The sequence below is a fragment of the Paenibacillus tritici genome, assembly GCF_018207515.1.
GTDB classification, from domain to species: Bacteria; Bacillota; Bacilli; order Paenibacillales; family Paenibacillaceae; genus Paenibacillus_AQ; species Paenibacillus_AQ tritici.
Map to the genome: position 1 here is coordinate 5,953,025 of NZ_CP073365.1, position 19,654 is coordinate 5,972,678.

The window sequence follows — 19,654 nt, forward strand, 5'->3', positions numbered from 1 at the left end:
AGCTATTTCACTTCAAAATATACACTCACAACACGTACCCAGGAGGAATTCTTATGGCTCTTAGCAGACAAGCAGTGACATCAACATCACCCGGCTCCTCCATCGAGCTTGAATGTCTCCATCATTCTTCGCATGGGAGATGGGCGTATGCGTATAACAAGGACACCTTCCACTTAAGAATCCGCAGCAAAAAGAATAATGTAGACCGGGTATTCGCGCTGACAGGCGACAAATACGACTGGGAGCATCATCATCAGGAGCTGAACATGCTCAAGGTAGCTACCGATGCCTATTTTGATTACTGGGAAGCTGAGATCACCCCCGAATTCAAACGTTTCTCCTACGGCTTCCGGCTGGAAACGGATACGCAAACCGTATGGATGCTCGAATCGGGCTTCTATACAGAAGGGCTGCCTGCGCCTGCCGGAGGCTACTATGAAATGCCTTATCTCCATGAGGTGGATCTGCTGCAGGTTCCCGAATGGGCGAAATCTGCGGTATTCTATCAGATCATGCCGGACCGGTTCGCTAACGGAGATCCGGCGAATGATCCCGAAGGTACGCTCGAATGGGGTGAGCCCCCGGCCTATGACAGCTTTTTCGGCGGAGACCTGCAGGGAATGATTGACCATCTGGATTATATTGCAGAGCTGGGCGTAACGGCCCTGTATCTGACCCCTATCTTCCAGTCTCCCAGCAATCATAAATATGACACCGTTGATTACGGAACCATCGACGCAAACTTCGGGGATCTGGACAAGCTTAAGCAACTCGTCGGGCTGGCCCACTCCAAAGGGCTTAAGGTCGTTCTGGATGCTGTCTTCAATCATACAAGCTCCGAATTTGCCCCGTTCAAGGATGTTCTGGAGCACGGGGAGGATTCCAGGTACGCGGGCTGGTTCCATATCCATGATTATCCCGTTCAGGTGGTGGACGGTAAGGCCAACTACGATACCTTCGGCTTCTTCAGCGGCATGCCCAAGCTGAACACGGCCCACCCGGAAGTCCGGGATTATCTTCTCGATATCACCAAATACTGGCTTAAGGAAGTACATATCGACGGCTGGCGGCTGGATGTGGCCAATGAGGTGGATCATAGGTTCTGGAGGGACTTCCGCCTCGCGGTCAAGGAAATCAACCCGGAGGCGTTCATCATCGGCGAGGTTTGGAGCGATTCCCTTAGCTGGCTGCAGGGCGATCAGTTCGATTCTGTGATGAACTATCCTTTCTCTGACAGACTGCTGAAGTTCTTCGGAACCGATGAGGAGGTTGATCCCGGGACCTTCGCTGCTCAAATCTACGGGCTGCTCATGCGTTATCCCCGGCAGGCGAATGAAGTCCTGTTCAATCTTCTGGCGAGCCATGATACCCCAAGAGTGCTTAACCGGCTTGGCGGGGACAAGCAACGGCTGAAGCTGGCGGTCACCTTCCTCTTCACCTTCACCGGTACGCCTTGCATCTTCTACGGAGACGAGATCGGACTTACCGGCGGAGACGACCCGGACTGCCGTAAATGCATGATCTGGGAAGAGGAGGGGCAGGACCGGGAGCTGCTGCGTTTCTATCAGGATATCATTGCCCTGCGCAAAGAGCATGAAGTACTGCGCACCGGCCAGTTCCGCTTCCTGCAGAGTGATCCGGACAGCCGGGGTCTCGTATATGAACGCTGGAATGACAACAGCCGTATTACTGTCTGGATGAACAACTCCAGCAGTCCGGTCACTCTCCAGTATTCATTCAGAGACCAGCACCGTTGGCAGGACGCCTTCAGCGGTGAACCGGTGGAGATGGACGGGGAGCAGATCAGCCTTACGCTGGCGCCGCTCGAATACCGCATTTTACACAGCCAATAAGCTGCAAGAAACCCGGGGAATTCTGCTGACAATTCGGCAGGTCCTCCGGGTTTTTTTAGGTTCAATTGCTTCTTATAGACGGACCCCGGATCTGCTTCCGGGCTATGCGCTCTGAGTGGGTTTCTTGCGTATAGTTGTGAGTTCAAAAGCCTCTTTTGGAATCCCCAATTCTTGAGCCTTCTTCTTTTTAATTACCATGGCTTGTTGTAAGCTGGTGGCTTGAAATTCAATGGTGGTGCCAAGCGGCTCCTCAAATGCATAGTAGCTTTTTTTATTGGACATTAACTTAGGGCCTCCTCCTCTTATTCACAAATAGTGTGCGTTCCCTCTTAGAGAACTATTCGCGAAGACAGCCTTTAAACAAGCTGTCCCATAAGTGGCATTACCCTTTCACCCCGGACATGGTAATGCCCTGAATGTAATAGCGCTGCAGGAACAGAAACAGGATCAGGATCGGAACCGTGGAAATGGTGCTTGCGGCTAGAATCTTAGACCAATCGGTTCCTTCAACCGAGGAGAAAGCGGCAATGGCTACCTGGATCATCTGTTTCTTTTCGTCATTGATAACGATTAGAGGCCACAGATAGGAATCCCAGTTGCCAAGAAAGGTCATCAGCGCAAGGGTGATCATCGGCGGGACCGCCGCAGGCAAGACAATACTGGAAAAGGTTCTGGACATCGAGGCTCCGTCGATTTTGGCCGCCTCCAGAATCTCATCGGGAATTTCCGCGAAGAACTGCCGCAGCAGAAAGATTCCGAACACAGACAGCATCGAAGGAATCACCAGCGCCTTATAGGAGTTCAGCCAGCCGAAATAATTCATCAGCAGATAGTTCGGGACCAGCGTTACTTCACCGGGAATAATCATCGCCGACATGAACAGGGCGAAGACAATCGCTTTGCCACGGAAACGCAGCTTGGCAAAAGCAAACGCCGACATCGAATTCACCAGCAGCACCAGCAGGGTTACAATCCCTGCAACAAACAGTGTATTCGCGATATAGCGGAGAAACGGGTTGCCTTCACTGAAGATAACCTCTTTGAAGTTAGCCAGCGTTGGCTGGACAGGAACGAACAAATGAATATTCAGACTGGAGGAGTACTTGAACAATTCCTCATATGGGCGTAGTGAACCCGAGATCATCCAGAGGATTGGAATAATTGAAATAACAGCCAGAACGGTCATCACCGTATACTTGGCAATGCTTGCAAAGCGGTTCATGTGGATACCTCCTAGTAGTCTCATTAATGCTCCGCATTCCGGAACAGTCTCATTTGCACGAGCGAGATGGCGAGAACAATCGCGAACAGAATAAAGGCGGCAGCGGTGCCGTAGCCCATCTGCATCTGCTGGAAGGCCATTTTATAGATATAATAGACTGCGGTTTCGGTAGCCCCGTTGGGTCCTCCACTGGTCAATACAAACACAAGGCCGGACAGCTTAATGGCATCAATGGTCGTCATAATCACCACGAAGGCCGTGGTACGGTTCAGCAAAGGAAGCGTAATGCGGAAGAACTGCTGTATTTTGGTAGCACCGTCTACCCGGGCCGCCTCGTATAAGTCTTGCGGAATGTTGTTCAGTCCGGCCAGGAAGATAATCATGAAAAAGCCTACGCCTTTCCATATTCCCAGCATGATCACACCGTTCATCGCCGTATCCGGGTTGGACAGGAAATTGGTAGTGGGCAGATGAAGTGTCTTCAGCACATTGTTCAGAATCCCGAATTCCTTGTTGTAGATCAGTTTGAACACCGTTGCGGCCACTGCCGTAGAGATGACAACCGGAATGAAATAGAGTGTGCGGAAAAAACCGGTGAGCTTGAACTTTTTCTGGATTAACAGTGCCAGGCCCAGTGAAATCGCGGTCTGAATCGGAATCACTACGATGGCAAAATGAAACGAATGCCTGAGACTGGCCAGGAAATCCCTGTCCGTCACCAGAGACTTGTAATTGTCGAGCCCGATGAAGCTGCGGGTCGATCCTACCAGGTTATAATTCTGAAAGCTGATCACAAAGGCTTGCAGCATCGGATAGAACACAAAGATGAGCAGCAAAGCAAAGGAAGGCAGCACGAACCACCAGGCGGTTGTTTCTTCTCCCCGCAGAAACCGGCGGGGCTTTTTGCTGGATGGGGCAGTTTTGGAGGCAGACTCAGCTGCCGCTGTAACGCTTGTCATGATCTTTTCACTCCATTTCAATCCGGTTTATAGACGTACACGTTCATTACGGCATAGATTTGCCCGCCCGGGGCAAGGGCTTTAATCTCCGTCTGGCCTTCCTTCAGCCCCTTTACGACAGCCGATATTCCGGCACGGCTCTCCACCTGGGCAACGGCCTCATCACTCGACACCCAAGTAAGATCCTGGGGAGCTGTTAGCGGTACGACCGCCGCTGCCGCTTCCACAGTGCCGCCAAGCGGAACATCCACACTCGATTGGCTAAGCAGGACGCGAAGCGGGTCGGGGCCGTCAGGCTCCTCATTCCGCCATACACTGGCCATCGGATACATGACGGCCTGGTCCAGCATCACGTCCCCTTTTTTCACATACAGCTCCAATCCATTGCTGGTAGCCTCCGGGAAAAGAATACTGGAAATCACAGTCTCGCCGTCTGCGCCGAACACCTCCAGCGTCGATTCATCCACATAGATATGCAGCCTGACTTTACCATTCACCGCTCTTAAGGGCGCCTGGACCGTTTCGGCAAACCCGGCTTCAAATGAACTGTCGCCTGATTGGGTTCGGTCCACCGTTATCGTTGAATTCGCGTTGTTATACGATATATTGGTCTCCTGATCTGCACCTTTTCTCAGTTTGATTCCGAATTCCGCCTCCCCCTTCACGGTGAACTCGGTATCGAGTTCATAGGAGGTCCCGTGCAGACCGGCCAGTGGATTGCTGCCTGGCTCTAGCCGCTGGGGTTCCAGCTTGACCGCTTGGCCACGCAAGGCTTCCAGCTCTTGCACCGGCTGCTGGACGAGGCGCAATCCCTCACCGGGAATGTCGCGCAGCTTCAGCTCCCGTGGCAGCGACAAATTCCCTTTCCACGGAGCGCTTGGCATCGAGAACGGATAGCGCCAATTGGACATCCAGCCGGCATAGATCCGGCGGCCGTCACTCTGCGGAATATCCGAGTAGGACACTGCGGCGTAGAAGTCTTTTCCGTAATCGGTCCACAGCACTTTGGAGGGCTCATTCCCGTTCTTGAATGTCTGTCCGTCAAAGCTGCCGATGAAATATTGCGCCGCCGAGCCACGGGTTGAGCTGTTATTGCCAATGCTGAGCGCCAGCACCCACCGGGTCTCCTTGCTGCCTTCCACGGGAAGCTCAAACAGATCCGGACATTCCCAGACGGCGGCATGTGAGCCCTGATCGGCGCCGAATTCGCTCGTCATCTGCCAGGTCTTCAGGTCTGGAGAGGTATAGAATCTCACCCGGTTGTCTACTGAGACAACCATCACCCAAGCTTGCGAAGGCTCATGCCAGAACACCTTGGGATCTCTGAAATCCTTGAGTCCCGGATTCGGAATCACGGGATTGCCCTCATATTTGATCCAGGTGCGTCCTTTATCAGAACTGTACGCCAGGCTCTGCGACTGCATTCCACCTTTGAAATGGGTGAAGATCGCAACCAGTCCCGCTTTCCCGCCAAAAAAACCGCTCGTATCCTTCCAGTCCACCACGGCGCTGCCTGACCAGATCTCCCCGAGTGAATCGCGCAGGAGCGCTACCGGCAGATGCTGCCAGTGGATCAGATCCGTGCTGACGGCGTGACCCCACTGGCCGCTGTTCTGGTAGAACTGGTGATATTCACCTTCGAAATAAACCATTCCATTCGGATCGCTCATATTCCCGCTTTCCGGCGACAGATGATACTGCGGGCGGTACAGCTCCGTATAGTAATTGGGATCATCAGAAAACGGAAAGGCCGCAGGTTCAGTAGAGATCGCATTGGACGGAGTTTTAGAATCAGAAGTATTGCTGCTATGATTGCCGTTGCCGCCAATAGTGCACCCTGCGATAACCAGCATTACTGCAGCCGCACATGCCAGTTTGCTTACAGTTTTGCTCTCTTTATGCGCTTGCTTCTCCCCCGAAACATTCATGCTGCATACTCCTATTCCTTGTTTGGTTGACACTATTGTAGCTGAACGGCCAGAGAAATTATTTCAATATGATCGGCTCAGAAGTTGTGATGTTCTCAGGGGTGATTCTTCAAATACCATTCACGGTATTCTTTGGGGCTTTTGCCGCTGTTTTTCTTGAAGGAGGTGCTGAAATAGCTGGAACTGGAGTAGCCGACAAGCATGGCGATATCGGTCAGCTTCAATTCGTTCTCTTGCAAAAGCTGCTCTGCCTTGGTCATTCTCAGCCGGGTGACATAGTCGCTGAACGTAATGCCCACATGCTGCTTGAACAGCCCGGATAAATAGGTCTCATTCAGATGAAACATTTCGGCGAGGGAAGAAAGCGCCAGCTCGTAAGAGAAATTCTCCTCCACATATTTCCTGACCGCTTCGACCATATGCTGTCCGCTGGAGAAGCGGAGCTTCTTCACTTCGTCCATGACAAGCTGCGCCAGCTCATCAATCTGCCCCCGCACGCCTTCACGCGACTGGTAATCGGCAATGGTCCGCTGACAGTTCCACAAATACTTCTGCAGGGCGGAGCCGCCGAGCTCGAACTTTTTGGCGATGGAGCTGAACATCAGCAGCATCCGCAGGGCCAGAAAGGTGAACGCAAACATCGGCGTATCTCTTTCGCTGTTGAAAATAGTGTCAAGCTGCTGGCGGAAGGTGCTTATGTCCAAATTTTCAATCGCCTGCACCAGCTTCCGCTCCACCTCTGGGGTAAAAGCCTGCATAAGCTCCATCACTTGGCTCCGTTCGCCCGTTCCATCTTTATACACGGTGTTTTGGCTCCAGGACAGCATGCACGAAGCATAACCGTTCTTCAGCCGCTTGAGTCCATTCACTTCCTCGCCAATCCCCGTCACACATTCCAGCTTCAGATAACTGGCGATGTTTCGCTTCAGCTCTTCTACGAACCTGTCCGTCCGATCGGCATACTCCGGCTCCGGCTTCATAATAATCAGCAAATACATCATCGCGGAATTGGCAACATCGCTGAATGGATAGATTCCTTTCCGCTTGGCAGCCGTCTCCCGGCATAACATCTGAAAAGCCAAATTGAGCAGATCCCGGCGCTCCTGCCGGTCCGCCATCCGCCCCGCCGGCACTCTCATCTCCACAGCGACAAACTGCAGCTTCAGATCATCCGCTGTCAGCGGGGTCAGCTGGAGCTGCTGCAGCCGTTCCTTGATCGCCGCCAGGCTGTACCACTCGTCCTTGACCATTTGCAGCAAAAAATTCTCCTGCAGCAGCCGCAGCTGCTCATTTTTCTGCAGCAGAGCCTGCCGTGAGGCCTGCAGTTTTTGTTGCTCCTGTCTAATTTCTTCACCCAGCTTGCCAAGCAGCTCATTCAGTTCTGCGCGGGCCACCGGCTTCAGCAAATAATCCTTCACTCCAAGCTGTATGGCCGATTTCAGGTAATCAAAGTCAGAGTATCCCGACAGCACAACCGTCCTCAGCAGCGGATACTTCGTTTTGCAGATGCGGATAAATTCAATGCCGTCCATCTGCGGCATACGGATATCGGAGATGACGAGCTGCGGCAGCGGTCCCTGCTCCAGTAGCTGCAGCGCTTCATTGGCGCTTGAGGCCTCCGAGACCACCCGGAAGCCGGCGGCTTCCCAGTCGATTTTGGCTTTGATACTGTTGCGGACCCCCTTCTCATCATCCACCAGCATAATGTCATACATAATAATCACCTCTCTATCAGCGGCAGCTTCAGTGTAATGGTTGTTCCTGTATTTAGCTTCGAATCAAGGACGGCTTCAAACTGTCCGCCGTAATACAGACGGCAGCGGGAGAGTACATTGCGTAGTCCGATGCTGTCCCCTTTATGATTTAAGATTCCCACACTGTCCCTAAGCTCCGTGTCGGCAAGAATGCTGGCGATCAGTTCCGGTGTCATTCCTGAACCGTTATCCTGAATCTGCAGGTGCAGGCGCTCTCCGCACACGCTGGAGGTAATCGCCACCTCGGCGATCCCCCCTTTCTCCAGGCTGTACTTCACCGCATTCTCTACCAGCGGCTGCAGAATGAACTTGGCGATGAGCAGCTGATCCGCGGCGGAATCCTCCCGGACCTCCACCATCAGATGATCCTCATGCCGCAGCTTTAGGAGGAACAGGTAGTCACGGATATAGCCAAGCTCCTCGCTGACTTGTACCAGATCCGTATCGAGACTCAGCGAATACCGCATCATTTTACCCAGTGCTTCCGTGGCGTCCATGACCAGATCCTCCCGTTTCATCGCCGCTAGACCGCTGATGATCTCCAGTGTATTGTTGTAAAAATGCGGATTGATCTGCAGCAGGAGCGCTTTATATTCGGCATTTTTCCGGCGCAGGTTGGTCTCGAATTCCGTCTCGATCAGATACTTCAGCTGACGGGTCATCTGCTCAAATACACCGGCCGCATAGTCCACTTCGCTCTGCCGCGATCTAACCTTGGGCATATCCTTCATCGCCAGCTCGAACTGCCCGTTTCTCACATGCCGCATGGCCCGGGCCATGGCACTTAATGGCTTCGTTATACCGGTAGAGAGCCACAGCGCCACAATAATGACAAGGATCAGCAGCACAAAGCTGGCAAGGAGCAGCGTTTCTTTGAGCCTGGTGATGGTCGCATACAGCTCCGCCTCCGGCACCTCGCCGACGATCAGCCAGTTCTGTGCAGGCAGCCTGCGGTAAAAGAACAGATAGTCGGTCCCCCCCTGGTGAAGCGGGAAAATGCCGCTGGTCTGTCCACCACTCTGTTTCTGCACAGTAGCAAGCCCGTCTCTAAGCAGCCCCTCAGCTCCTGTCAGATCCTGATTAAGTACACTGAGGCCTTCAGCCGTCAGCAGGAAGGCTTTGCCGCTTTTGCCGAAGCTGATTTTATCCAGATCCTGGCGCAGCAGCACCGTAGGATAATTGAGTTTGATTACTCCAACATCCTTAAAGGACTGGAGCTGCACCAAAGGGAGCACAAGGCTATTGACATCGCGCGAACGTATGCTGTCGTCGGCCTGATCCCTGTCCTTGTGAGCCTGCGTCCAGCGCACATCCTGCTCCTTAAACCGGCTGTACCAGCTGCTCTTCAGGTAGCTCAGGTCCTGTGTCCACAACCCGCCCTTTCCCTCCGCAAAGGTAGAAATGGAAATCACATTCGAATTATTGATCGCATAGGAGGATAACAGCTCACGCAGCTTTTGCTTGGCCAGATACTGCTCCCCCTTAGTGCTCTCATCGTTCAGGTCGGCGGTTATCCATTCCTGTGTGATGTCGCTGCTCAGCACCTGGTTGCCCATATCCTCAATCTGCGTCAGCAGTGTGCTGACATGGGAGGCAAATTGGTCTATGGTTTGCAGTGTGGAGGTCTGGGTAGATTTACGGATCTGCTCCGACGATTCCTTGCTGAGGATGAAGACAACCGCCGTAATCGGAAGGATCAGCAGGATCGAAAAAGCCCACATCAATCTGCTGCGTAACGAGTAGAACATGACAACCGCACCCCTTACTACAAGTGGAAACGGCTTAGCCGCCCTTTGGTTAAAGGGCGGCTGCCGTTTCTGTAATGTTTGGAAATTGTATTATTTTTGCGGCAGATCTGCATATGCCTTGTCAATTTTTTTGATGGCGTCGGCAATGGCTGCATCCGCGTTGCGTCCGGCGATGGTCACTTCCTCAATCATCTTGTTTACCGCTTCAGACATTTGCGGGAAGACCGGTGTAATCGGACGCGGTCTGCCGTATTTCTGATTCTGTACGACAAAGATATTCTTCGGATATTGACCCAGCTCAGGGAACTCTTTGGCTACTGAATAGCGGGCCGGAATATCTTTTGTGATCGAGCAGTAGGTCTTAGCCCCTTCAGAGCCCGTCACCCAGTTTACAAACTGCCAGGCCGCATCAGCATTCTTACTCTTCGAGGAAATGGCCAGCGACCAGCTTCCGTTCGCAACAGCCTGCTGGGTTTCCTTCGGAAGCGGGGCGATATCATAATCTTCGCCTAATTTGAAATTAGGGAACTTGTCGGCATAATTGCCCAGTGACCAGGAGCCGTCCACCGTCATCGCCAGCTGGTTGTTCGGGAACGGGTCTGGCGGGTATTCCAGGGAGGACACTTTATCTTTATTATACAGGTCGGAGAAGAATTGCAACGCCTTTTTGGTCTCCGGCTTATCCAGGTAGCCTTTGGAGGTTGTTCCATCCGGGCTCATGATCTCGCCGCCAAACTGCCAAATAATCGGATATTTAAAGTATGCCGCTGTTCCTGCGTTACCGAAGCCCTGCGCCGGATCAATGCCGTACACGCCTTTGGCCGGATCGTTAAGCTTTTTAGCTGCATCCAGCACCTGATCCCAGGTCCAAGGCTCTTCCGGGTTCTTGGAGGGAAGAGGGATTCCCTTCGCTTCAAACATTTTTTTGTTATAAAAAAGAGCAATGGAGGATTCGGTGAGCGGAGCCATGTAAATTTCATTATTATAGGTGTATGTGGCAATAGTCGGTTTCGGAATATCCTCCAGGTTACCATCCTTCTTGAAATAGGCGGTCAGCGGCTGTAAAGCACCCGCCTGGGCGTAGGAAGCCATATTCGGGCCGTCGACGGCCATAATATCAGGGGGATTGCCCGAAGCAATGGATGTTCTCAGCTTGGTGTCGTAATCGGCATAGGGAATCGGGCTCATCTCAACCTTGATATTAGGATGCGCTTCATTAAACGAGGCCACCAGCTTGTCATAGGCTGAATTCTCGGCGTCATTGCCCGAATTTCTCCAGAACGTGAGCGACACCTTCTCTTCTTTGGGTGCCGACGAAGCTCCCGCCTCCGGCTGCGCGTTATCCCCTTTGCTTCCACATCCGGCGAGCAGTCCGCATGCCAGCATTGCGCTTAGTACCACTTTACTCTTACTGTTCAATAATGCCCTCCCCTTTCATCTACTGTCTACGTTTACAACTGAATATTATCAAACCTGCCCGGTGATAAAATTCATTATCCTCTGCACTGAACTTTTAAAATGTTCGGTATTTACCGGCTACGCTGGTGTTATGACTTCAGATACTCCTTCAATACGGCTCCAAGCTCCGCTGTATACTTGGTCAGCCGCAGGCTGATCTCGGTGCGCATCACATCCCGGGTGAGCCCGAAGCGTTCCTGATATCCCCGGCAAAAGATTTTGTAATACACCAGGAACTCCTCCTGCTCATCTGCCAGCACCCGGATATTATGCTGCTTCAGCTCCTTCTGCAGCCGGTAGGTATCCTGCATAATACGCTCCTGAATCGCCTGGCCGGCAATGCCGAAAGCGCGCTTAAGGATACTGCCGGAGAACTCAATCTCCTTCAGGCTCTTGCTGACCATGGTCTCCATATATGGAAGCAGGATCAGGTCACGCACCATCGTCCGCTCCTCCACCGTGATCATTTTCCTAACCTCTTCCCCCTGCTTCTGCTCATAGTGCTGGACATGCTCTGTCATTAGCATTTTGGATTTCCACCGCTCGTTTCCATCTAATTTACTCATTTATAATGCCCCCCAATCTGCTGCGCCCGTTCCAGAGCAACCCCGGATTCCAGTAAAGAAGACGCGCGGATCAGTGCCTGACTGCCGTATCTGGCTTTGATCTGGTCAATGGCCCGTTCTCTGCCCAAGACCCGGATACGGTCGTCAAATAGGGTTAGCTGCATCACGCTGTCCTCTGTCAACTGGGATATAGATATGGCCAATCGGCTTATCGGCAAGCCGCTCCAATGATCTACAAATAAACGATAGGCTGCCGCTGCAACCTCATGGGTTAAAGACGAGGGTTCGGGCAGTGTCGCTTGCCGGCTGTAAGAATTGGAGGTGTTGCCGTCCGTCTCTACCACCGCAACAGACACCACCGATCCCATATACCGGTATTTCCGCGCCCGCTGGCAGACCTCAATCACCAGCTCCAGCAATACAACCTCAATCTCTGGAAGCCGCGTATAGAGATTCCAGCGCAGCGCCTTCCCGTGGCCGACAGACTTCATCTGCTGGCGTATCCCGGTAACAACCGGACTGGGATCAATCCCCCGCGCTGTCTGCCAATAATATTCCGCCTGGATATCGCTCTGTTTGCCCATCGTTGTGCGCATTCTCCGCTTCAGCTCGCCCAGCTCCATACGGGCAATATCTCCAATGGTAGTAATCCCCATCCGGTAAAAGTTCTTGGTCATCCGGCCTGCCACCATGAACATTTCATGCACCGGAAGCGGCCATAGCTCTGTCTCCAGATTATCGTAATCCAGCCTGAACGTTCCGCCGGTCTTCTTCTTGGCGAAGTTATTGGCCATCTTGGCAAGGATTTTGGACGGGCCGATTCCCACCCGGGTCCAGACCCCTGTGGATAACAGGACATGCTGCTGTATCGAGTGAATCATCTCCTCCAGATCTCCCCCGAATGCACGCAAGGAGCCGGTCACATCCAGGAACTGCTCGTCGATGCTGAAGGCCTCCACCAGATCGGTATACCCCTGGTATATCTCCGATATCAGCAGCGAGACCTGAATATATATACTCATCCGCGGCCGGATGACCACCAGGTCCCGGCATTTCGTCAGGGCCTCCCCCACGCGTGAGGCTGTGGTTACCCCATGAGATTTGGCAATGGGGCAGGCAGCCAGGACAATCCCGTTCATCCGCGCAGGATCGCCGACGGCGACAGGCTTATCTTTATACTCGGGATGAGCAGCTTTTTCGACACTGGCATAAAAGGATTGGCAATCTGAGAGCAGAATAATCCGGTCTTTAGGCTTAAGCATACCTCCGCCCCTGTACCGGATGCCACGACAGGATACTGGCGGTCAGGAAGACACGGGGCAGGCCGGTGCTCAGACAGGTAGCCCGTATGCGGCCATCACGGATACCATGCACTTCAATTTTCCGCTGCGTAATCTTGCCCGCTTTGTCCAGATATATCATTTCTATGGTTTGGCCGATGCTCATCTTCATGATTGATCGCCTCCGGAATTCAGTGAGAACATTTGTTTGTATTATAACCAGGATTAAGTTTTTTAAGCAATGGTAAAATAGAACAGGTGTTCTTGTTAAAATAAGGTATGCGGATGAGGGGGATTGTTAGAACTGGAGATTGAATCTTCGGCCCATGCCAAAGACCCGTCAGGCACAAGCCCGGCGGGTTATTATATCAGCGCACTACGTCATCTCCTGTTATTTAAGAGCTTCGCTAAACGCACTTTCGATTTGTCCGGCATCCTTGGAGACCGTAAACAAAATATATCGGCCCTTAACCTTTAATACATGCTTTTGGACGAGGTAAAATTGCTCGGGACGGTAGTCCTTCAGCTTGACCTCTTGAGCCCTGATTCTTTTCATGATTTTTTCCTTAACGCTGTCCACTTGATGCTCTTGTTTCACTTGGATCACAGCCAGTTCCTCCGCTTCCACGTTCGATTCTGCCGTATACAGCACAAAATCCTGAACCTCATCTGCATCGAGATGGTATAGCTTCTTAAGCCTGTTCCTATCCCCTTTTTCCATATTTTCCATAGAAGCCGCTTGCTTGATGTGCTCCTCAATGGTATGGACGGGAACGTCTTTGGCGCCTTCCTTCTTACTGGAGCATCCGATCAGAATGCCACATAAGATCATGACGGCAGACAGGACAACCAGGTACTTCATTTTCTGTCCAGCAAGCATCGTTACTGACCTCCTATTTGCATTATTCTACAGAATCCGCTATTGATTTAATGGATGGATATTCAAAAAATGTGGTGATATTATACAAAATCAGCATGTCGCGGATTTGCCGTTCTTCCATAAGCTTCAGTACATCCCCCTCATAATATCTGAGATCTATCACATCAATTTCGCTAAAATGCGTGGTTAAAAAAGGGATCAGGCTGTTTGCATACGAATCCTTAACAATAAGCAGCCTTCTTCCATCTGGATTGCCGGTTGTTATGCGGATCAAGCCATGGTTCCCATTAAAAAATACAGTGTATTTATCCTTTTTGGTGAGATTTTCCATGACGTACATCGAATCCGCACTTTGCTGTTCGTCGACATAATCCACGGAAATGCTCCCCGGTGTTTTTGGATCATACAGCTCAATGGAATCCGGCTGTAAGTGCCGAAACCCGCTTTTCGAATACAAAGATCCATAGAACTGGCTGGTGACTTGACGAATGTTGAAATCAGCTTCGTGCTTGGGTGTAAAACCCATTGGCGCGCCCAGCTCCCGGTAGGCAAGGAAAGCCCCTTGGGTCGTCCAGTGATGGTCTGTTTTGTAATAGACCGGTTGCTCCTTGTTCGCCTCCAGCGCCGAGGAAACATCAATCCATCGAATATTCCCGAGATCAGAATCCTTTATCTTGTCCCAATAGACCCTCTCATCCCCACCGGAAGCATAGGGCGGCAATTTATCCTCAAGCACGGAAGCGGCTGTCGGCACGAGCATCATATATTTGCGCAGACCAGGCGTAGCCTGATCAAATGCTTGAACGGCTTTCACCTTATCTTCCAAATCTCCTTTTTCGGGAGGAGTGAATTTTTGAATCAGGTACCCGTCCTTGCCGAGGTATACCCCGTTGCTCTCTTTTTTGCCCAATCGCTGGTCCGCATCGGATTTGAGTCCAATCCAAATGTCCCTCTCCATAAACTGATCCGCTAGATACGCTTCAAATTCTGAAGTAAACTTGCCTGATCCTAAGGTTTGAAGCGAGAATTTCGGGAGCTGCTGCAGCATCCGGTTCTCTGATTCGGACAATACTTTACCCGGGGTCAGACAGTTGATAACCAATACCGCTCCGGTAAACATCAGCAGTAGAATGGCGAGTGCGCGATAATAGACCTGATCGTACTGCTTCAAATAAAATCACCTCTATTAAAAACGAAAGTATAAGAATGGATTGTACGTTGCATTGACCAGATAGGCTGTTGAGGCCACTATGAAGAGGAAGTAGACGGCGAAAGCGGCAAGCGTGCCGGATCGGGCAAACCTGGTTCTGATGTATGTCAGTGCTTGACGGGGATACGGCGTGGCACAAACCGCCAAGAGCAGCAGAAGCAGGGCGTTCGTCGACAGATCATACAGCGACCGGTTGTCCACGAACCCATGTGCTCCAGCGCCAAACATCGTTCCGATGAATCTCATGGCTGCAGGCAAATGTTCAAATTCGAAAAATACCCAGCCGATGATCACGATCATCAGGGTGTAGACATGGCTTACAAAGGCTGGAAAGCGCTGAAGCTGTTTCAAGAGAAACCACTTTTCGATGGTGACAAAAAGACCGAAATATAAGCCCCAAATGATAAAATTCCAGCTCGCTCCATGCCACAATCCGGTTATAAACCATACAACCGCCAAGTTTCTCAGCTGCTTCAGCATCCCCACCCGGTTGCCGCCGAGCGGGATGTAGATATACTCACGGAACCAGGCACCGAGCGAAATATGCCATCTCCGCCAAAATTCTGTAATGCTCCTGGAAATATAAGGATAGTCAAAATTCTTCATAAATTCGAACCCGAACATTCTGCCCAGACCACGTGCCATATCCGAATACCCGCTAAAATCGAAATAGATTTGAAACGTGAAGGCGATTATGCCGAGCCATGCAGAAAGTACCGATAGTTCTCCCCCAGGCACCCCTTTAACACTTGTCCACAGCAGACCGATATTGTTGGCAAGCAATACTTTTTTAGCAAGTCCTCTGATAAACAGTTCCGCCCCTTCGCCAAAACGGTCCAACGTTACTTGGCGGTTAACCAGTTGCCCCGCAATATCTTCGTATTTCACGATCGGTCCCGCTACAAGCTGCGGGAACATCGTCACGTAGGCGCCGAAGGAGATCAGGTTCTTCTGAACACTCACTTTCCCCCGATAAACGTCAATTACGTAAGACATCGTCTGGAACGTGTAGAAGGATATTCCCACCGGAAGCGGAAGATCTGCTGCCTGCAAGTGCAGGTTGAACAACGAATGGATATTGTCGTAGACGAATCCCGCGTATTTAAAAAAACCAAGAATCCCCAGGCTCCCCATCATGGACAGGATCAATACTCCCTGTGCAATCCCCTTACGGTGCCTGTATCTTTCGATCAGGATCCCGTTCACATAGTCGAATACCGTCGAGAAGATCATGAGGACAATGTAGACGGGCTCGCCCCATGCATAGAAGATCAGACTTGCGGCGAGCAGAATAGCATTTCTAATCCTCATGGGCGAGATATAGTAGATCAGCATGGTGACCGGCAGAAAGAGGAATAGAAAGATAAGGCTGCTAAAGACCAATCCCCGTCACCTCCCGATCTTCACCTGGCTGCATGTTATTTCACCCGGTCTTTCAGCAAATCGAGCATACGTGTATAGAATTCCGGTTTAAAATGAATACCGTCCGAACTATACAAATGAGGGCTGTCCGCAAATATGGAGGATAAATCGGCAAATCCGACCTGCTTCTTGTCCGCCAGCTCTTTTAATCCTTGGTTGTAATCGTTGATATTTTTGTAGCGTGGTTCCACCTGTTCAGCTTCCGGCGTAACCGGAGTAACCGGTAAAACCGTTATGAATGCCTTCGGAAGCTTCTCCTTGATGCTGTCGATCAATTGGGCGTAGAAGTCCAGTGAATACTGCTTGGGGTTATCGGTAATTTGCGGCGGCAATAGAATATCATCGGACCCCAGCATGATCAATACATACTGCGGATTCCGCTCTGCCAGCTTATCGACATCTCCACTCATCAGAGATAGCTCGGTAGTCTTTCCGGCACCTGCCACTACATTGAACTCGTCCAAAATATCATGGTAAGATAGTGCCTCTGTTATCGAATCTCCCAGAAATACGCTGTTCTTAAATATCGTTTTATAGGAATTTTGGTTTGACTTCTCCAAGGGAGCTGCTTCATTAGCTTGTGGCTGAGACGTCGCGTTTTGCGGATGTTGCCCATTCCCGCACGCAGCTAAGGTAAGTGCGGTGCTGCCTATAACTAGCGTTGATATGATTTTTTTAAACATGAACATCGTCCTCTCTTCATCTAAAATTAAGTAAAGAATAACAGGGAGAGATGCAGAACAAGTGCAGAGGAAATCAACGTCAGATCAAAAAAGAAATAAAGAAAAAGCGCAGAACCAAGGTCTGCACTTTCTTCCGTATTTCTACGCTTTTTTATTCAATTGAAAATAAAACATCACTCCATCGGAGGTATTGTTCACGCCGTAAGCCGCGCCGTGCATCTCCAAAATTTTTTGGGAGATGGCAAGACCAAGACCCGTCCCGCCGGTCGACCGGTGGCGGGAGGTTTCACCGCGGTAGAAACGGTCCCAAATTCTCCCCAGCTGCTCGTCCGGGATATGGGCACCTTTATTTTCGATACAAATGCGAATGGTGTCCTTCTCTTCCGAAGTGGTTACGAGTATAGATTCTTGCTCCGGCGTATAGAAAATCGCGTTGGTAAGGAAATTGACGATGACCTGCTCTATACGACGCTCGTTCCCCTCGACTAGGGCAGGTATAAGCGAAGTGCTGAGAAGCAGCCGCTTGGCTTCAAAGTCCGGCGTTAATTTAGTGCATACCCGCTCGATGACCGTATCAATATAGAATGAACCGACGTCCATTTTATACGTACCGGATTCATATTTTGCCAATTCCAGCATATCCCCGATCAGCACATTCATCCGGCTGACTTCGTCTTCCATCGCCGCAAAATAATGATCCCGCTTATGGCTTGCCACCCCGTCCTTCAAAATGGCAAGGCAGCTCTGAATGACGCTTAACGGAGTCTTCAGCTCATGGGATACGCCGGATATAAATTCTTTTCGCGTATGCTCCAGCTGCTTTTCCTTCTCGATATCCTGCTCAAGCTGGAGGATATGGGAATGCAGGCGCTCGGAGAGCTCGTTAATATTGCCCGACAAGTCTCCGATTTCATCCTTCGTTGTGATGGGGATTTTCTCCGAGAAATCGAGGTTTGCCATTTGCCGGGTGGTACGGTTCATACGCAGCAACGGCCGGGCGATCTGACGGGAGTAGTAAAACGATGCTAGTAACGCGAGCAGCAAGGTCGCAATAATGATATACACATAATAGTCTTTAATGATTCCTACGGCTTCATTAACAGGCTGCAGCGACGTCATCGCGAACAGGTAGGTGGGATTTCCGTCGCGATCTTGGGTGCGGTCCACGAAAATTTTGTAGTTCACGTGATTTTCTTCAACATCTACGATCTGCTTTGCGTTCGTGACATCCTTAAAGTCGCCGTACAATAGATCCGCCTGGAAAGCTTTGATACGGTCCAGAAACAAGTGATTGGTGTACCGCGAGACTCCCGCCCCTTCCGGTACCCGAACTTTCGTAATGGTTCCTTTGACCAGAAAGGAGGAATATTGCTCACGATATTGGACCGCGCTCAATCGGCCCAGCACCTCGTACTCCTTGCTCACCATCTGATGATTCTCCAGCCGGCTCTCATCTCTCAGATTGGAACTGTTCCTTCCCATCCGCTGGATCACTGGCTGGTTGTTCATGATCAAGCCTTCCATGGCGATCCTCCCCCCTTCTTCAATCCAGGGAGTGAGGAACGTTTGATTGCTGCTGAAGTCCTCTACGTTGATGAAACTGTATAGAGGTACGGTTATCGTTGGGTCAGAAAGCGCAGATTCTTCCGAACGGTCCAGCTTAATTTCCATGAAGAAATCGCCTGCATACTTTAAATTTCCGCGGGTGTCCAGAGCTGTGATCCAGGTGTTATGCTTTTGAAAAAAGTCTTGCTCCAGCTTGGCCATCTCCTGCGTGTCCGAGGCCTGATTCAGGTAGTCTTGTTCATAAGCCTGAAGCGCCGCGTTAACGTCCTCCACTTTTTGATGAACATAAAACTGTTTGAAAAATACGGTTTGCAAGGTGAAAATAACGGCGATCAGGAACAGGCACAACCCCGCTGTCAACAGGAACAGCTTCAGAACAATCCCCTTTTTCATAGCTCGTCCTCGAATTTATAGCCTGAACGCACAACCGTAACAATCTGTTTGGCATGCTTCCCCAGCTTGGAACGCAAATTGCGGATATGGCTGTTGACCGTACGATCATCGCCCGTGAAATCATATCCCCAAATTTTCGTAATCAGTTGCTCTCTGCTGATGATGATCCCTTTGTTTTGCAACAGATAGGCCAATATTTCGAATTCCGTATGCGTTAGACCGGAGCTTGTACCGTCAATCGAAACGGTTCGGGATGGAAAATGGACCGAAATGCCTCCGCTGGACAAGGTGTCGCTCTCATGCTCGCGGGTATGCCTGCTCTCCAGCAGCCGCTTTGCCCGTGCCAACAGGATTGGAGGGCTGTATGGCTTGGTTACGTAATCGTCAGCGCCAAGCTCGAACCCCAGCAACGTATCGTCCTCATCAGAACGGGCCGTCAATAGGATGATCGGCACATTCGACGTCTTGCGGATGCGCCTGCACACGGACCATCCATCCAATTCAGGCAGCATGATGTCCAGTAAAATCAAGTCCACCTCATGTTCTTGAAATAACGAGACCGCTTGTTTCCCATCGGCAGCTTCAATCACACGATACCCCTCTTCAAGCAGATAATCTTTCATGATTTCGCGTAAAATATTTTCATCTTCTACAATCAGTATTGTTTTTGACATGTGACAACCTCACCTTTTTTTGTAGAACCACTTCAAAGCTTACCCTATACAGATAAAG

The 19,654-nt window shown here is 50.9% G+C and carries 17 protein-coding genes; 1 reads left to right on the plus strand and 16 read right to left on the minus strand.

Translation table 11 applies throughout. The annotated features are described in order from the left end of the window. The first annotated feature begins 53 nt into the window (after positions 1–53). Positions 54–1,853, plus strand: a complete 1,800-nt coding sequence (locus tag KDC22_RS25565) for an alpha-glycosidase (protein ID WP_246552981.1) — start codon at positions 54–56, stop codon at positions 1,851–1,853. 102 nt (positions 1,854–1,955) lie between these two features. On the opposite strand, the gene KDC22_RS25570 is transcribed toward KDC22_RS25565, so the two are convergent. The 16 genes from KDC22_RS25570 to KDC22_RS25645 all read right to left on the minus strand — a co-directional run bounded on the left by KDC22_RS25570 (position 1,956) and on the right by KDC22_RS25645 (position 19,596). Further along, positions 1,956–2,135 (minus strand): hypothetical protein, encoded by a 180-nt coding sequence (locus KDC22_RS25570; protein WP_173128556.1) that lies wholly within the window; start codon positions 2,133–2,135, stop codon positions 1,956–1,958. Positions 2,136–2,235: 100 nt separating this feature from the next. Next, positions 2,236–3,075 carry a carbohydrate ABC transporter permease gene (locus KDC22_RS25575; RefSeq protein ID WP_211720802.1) on the minus strand — a complete coding sequence of 280 codons (840 nt, stop codon included), beginning with the start codon at positions 3,073–3,075 and terminating at the stop codon, positions 2,236–2,238. A gap of 23 nt (positions 3,076–3,098) precedes the next feature. Beyond that, a complete protein-coding gene (locus KDC22_RS25580) occupies positions 3,099–4,034 on the minus strand; it encodes a carbohydrate ABC transporter permease (protein WP_211720803.1) in 936 nt (311 codons plus the stop codon). Between the two features lie 17 nt (positions 4,035–4,051). Continuing rightward, entirely contained in the window at positions 4,052–5,962 is a 1,911-nt protein-coding gene (locus KDC22_RS25585) for a GH32 C-terminal domain-containing protein (protein ID WP_246552984.1), read from the minus strand. Positions 5,963–6,057: 95 nt separating this feature from the next. Next, entirely contained in the window at positions 6,058–7,677 is a 1,620-nt protein-coding gene (locus KDC22_RS25590; protein WP_211720804.1) for a response regulator transcription factor, read from the minus strand. A gap of 5 nt (positions 7,678–7,682) precedes the next feature. After that, positions 7,683–9,464 (minus strand): sensor histidine kinase, encoded by a 1,782-nt coding sequence (locus KDC22_RS25595; protein ID WP_211720805.1) that lies wholly within the window; start codon positions 9,462–9,464, stop codon positions 7,683–7,685. A 90-nt stretch (positions 9,465–9,554) separates the two neighbouring features. After that, positions 9,555–10,883 carry an ABC transporter substrate-binding protein gene (locus KDC22_RS25600; RefSeq protein WP_211720806.1) on the minus strand — a complete coding sequence of 443 codons (1,329 nt, stop codon included), beginning with the start codon at positions 10,881–10,883 and terminating at the stop codon, positions 9,555–9,557. A gap of 128 nt (positions 10,884–11,011) precedes the next feature. Next, positions 11,012–11,488, minus strand: coding sequence for a YhjD family protein (locus KDC22_RS25605; RefSeq protein WP_173128591.1), 477 nt, complete (start codon positions 11,486–11,488; stop codon positions 11,012–11,014). Further along, positions 11,485–12,750, minus strand: a complete 1,266-nt coding sequence (locus KDC22_RS25610; protein ID WP_211720807.1) for a DNA polymerase IV — start codon at positions 12,748–12,750, stop codon at positions 11,485–11,487. The genes KDC22_RS25605 and KDC22_RS25610 overlap by 4 nt, the downstream gene beginning before the upstream one ends. Next, the gene (locus KDC22_RS25615) at positions 12,743–12,940 is read right to left on the minus strand and encodes a hypothetical protein (RefSeq protein ID WP_173128597.1); all 198 of its coding nucleotides are present in this window, start codon (positions 12,938–12,940) and stop codon (positions 12,743–12,745) included. Before KDC22_RS25615 ends, KDC22_RS25610 begins: the two co-directional genes overlap by 8 nt. Positions 12,941–13,159: 219 nt before the next feature. After that, positions 13,160–13,648: a DUF4358 domain-containing protein gene (locus tag KDC22_RS25620; RefSeq protein WP_246552988.1), complete on the minus strand. Its 489-nt coding sequence runs from the start codon at positions 13,646–13,648 to the stop codon at positions 13,160–13,162. Between the two features lie 22 nt (positions 13,649–13,670). Then, positions 13,671–14,819 (minus strand): DHHW family protein, encoded by a 1,149-nt coding sequence (locus KDC22_RS25625; RefSeq protein WP_246552991.1) that lies wholly within the window; start codon positions 14,817–14,819, stop codon positions 13,671–13,673. 15 nt (positions 14,820–14,834) lie between these two features. Further along, on the minus strand, positions 14,835–16,241 hold the full coding sequence (locus tag KDC22_RS25630) for an MBOAT family O-acyltransferase (RefSeq protein WP_211720808.1): 1,407 nt from the start codon (positions 16,239–16,241) through the stop codon (positions 14,835–14,837). Positions 16,242–16,276: 35 nt separating this feature from the next. Continuing rightward, positions 16,277–16,969: a GDSL-type esterase/lipase family protein gene (locus KDC22_RS25635; RefSeq protein WP_246552993.1), complete on the minus strand. Its 693-nt coding sequence runs from the start codon at positions 16,967–16,969 to the stop codon at positions 16,277–16,279. 135 nt (positions 16,970–17,104) lie between these two features. After that, entirely contained in the window at positions 17,105–18,922 is a 1,818-nt protein-coding gene (locus tag KDC22_RS25640; RefSeq protein WP_211720810.1) for a sensor histidine kinase, read from the minus strand. Next, positions 18,919–19,596, minus strand: coding sequence for a response regulator transcription factor (locus KDC22_RS25645; RefSeq protein ID WP_211720811.1), 678 nt, complete (start codon positions 19,594–19,596; stop codon positions 18,919–18,921). The genes KDC22_RS25640 and KDC22_RS25645 overlap by 4 nt, the downstream gene beginning before the upstream one ends. Positions 19,597–19,654: the final 58 nt, after the last annotated feature.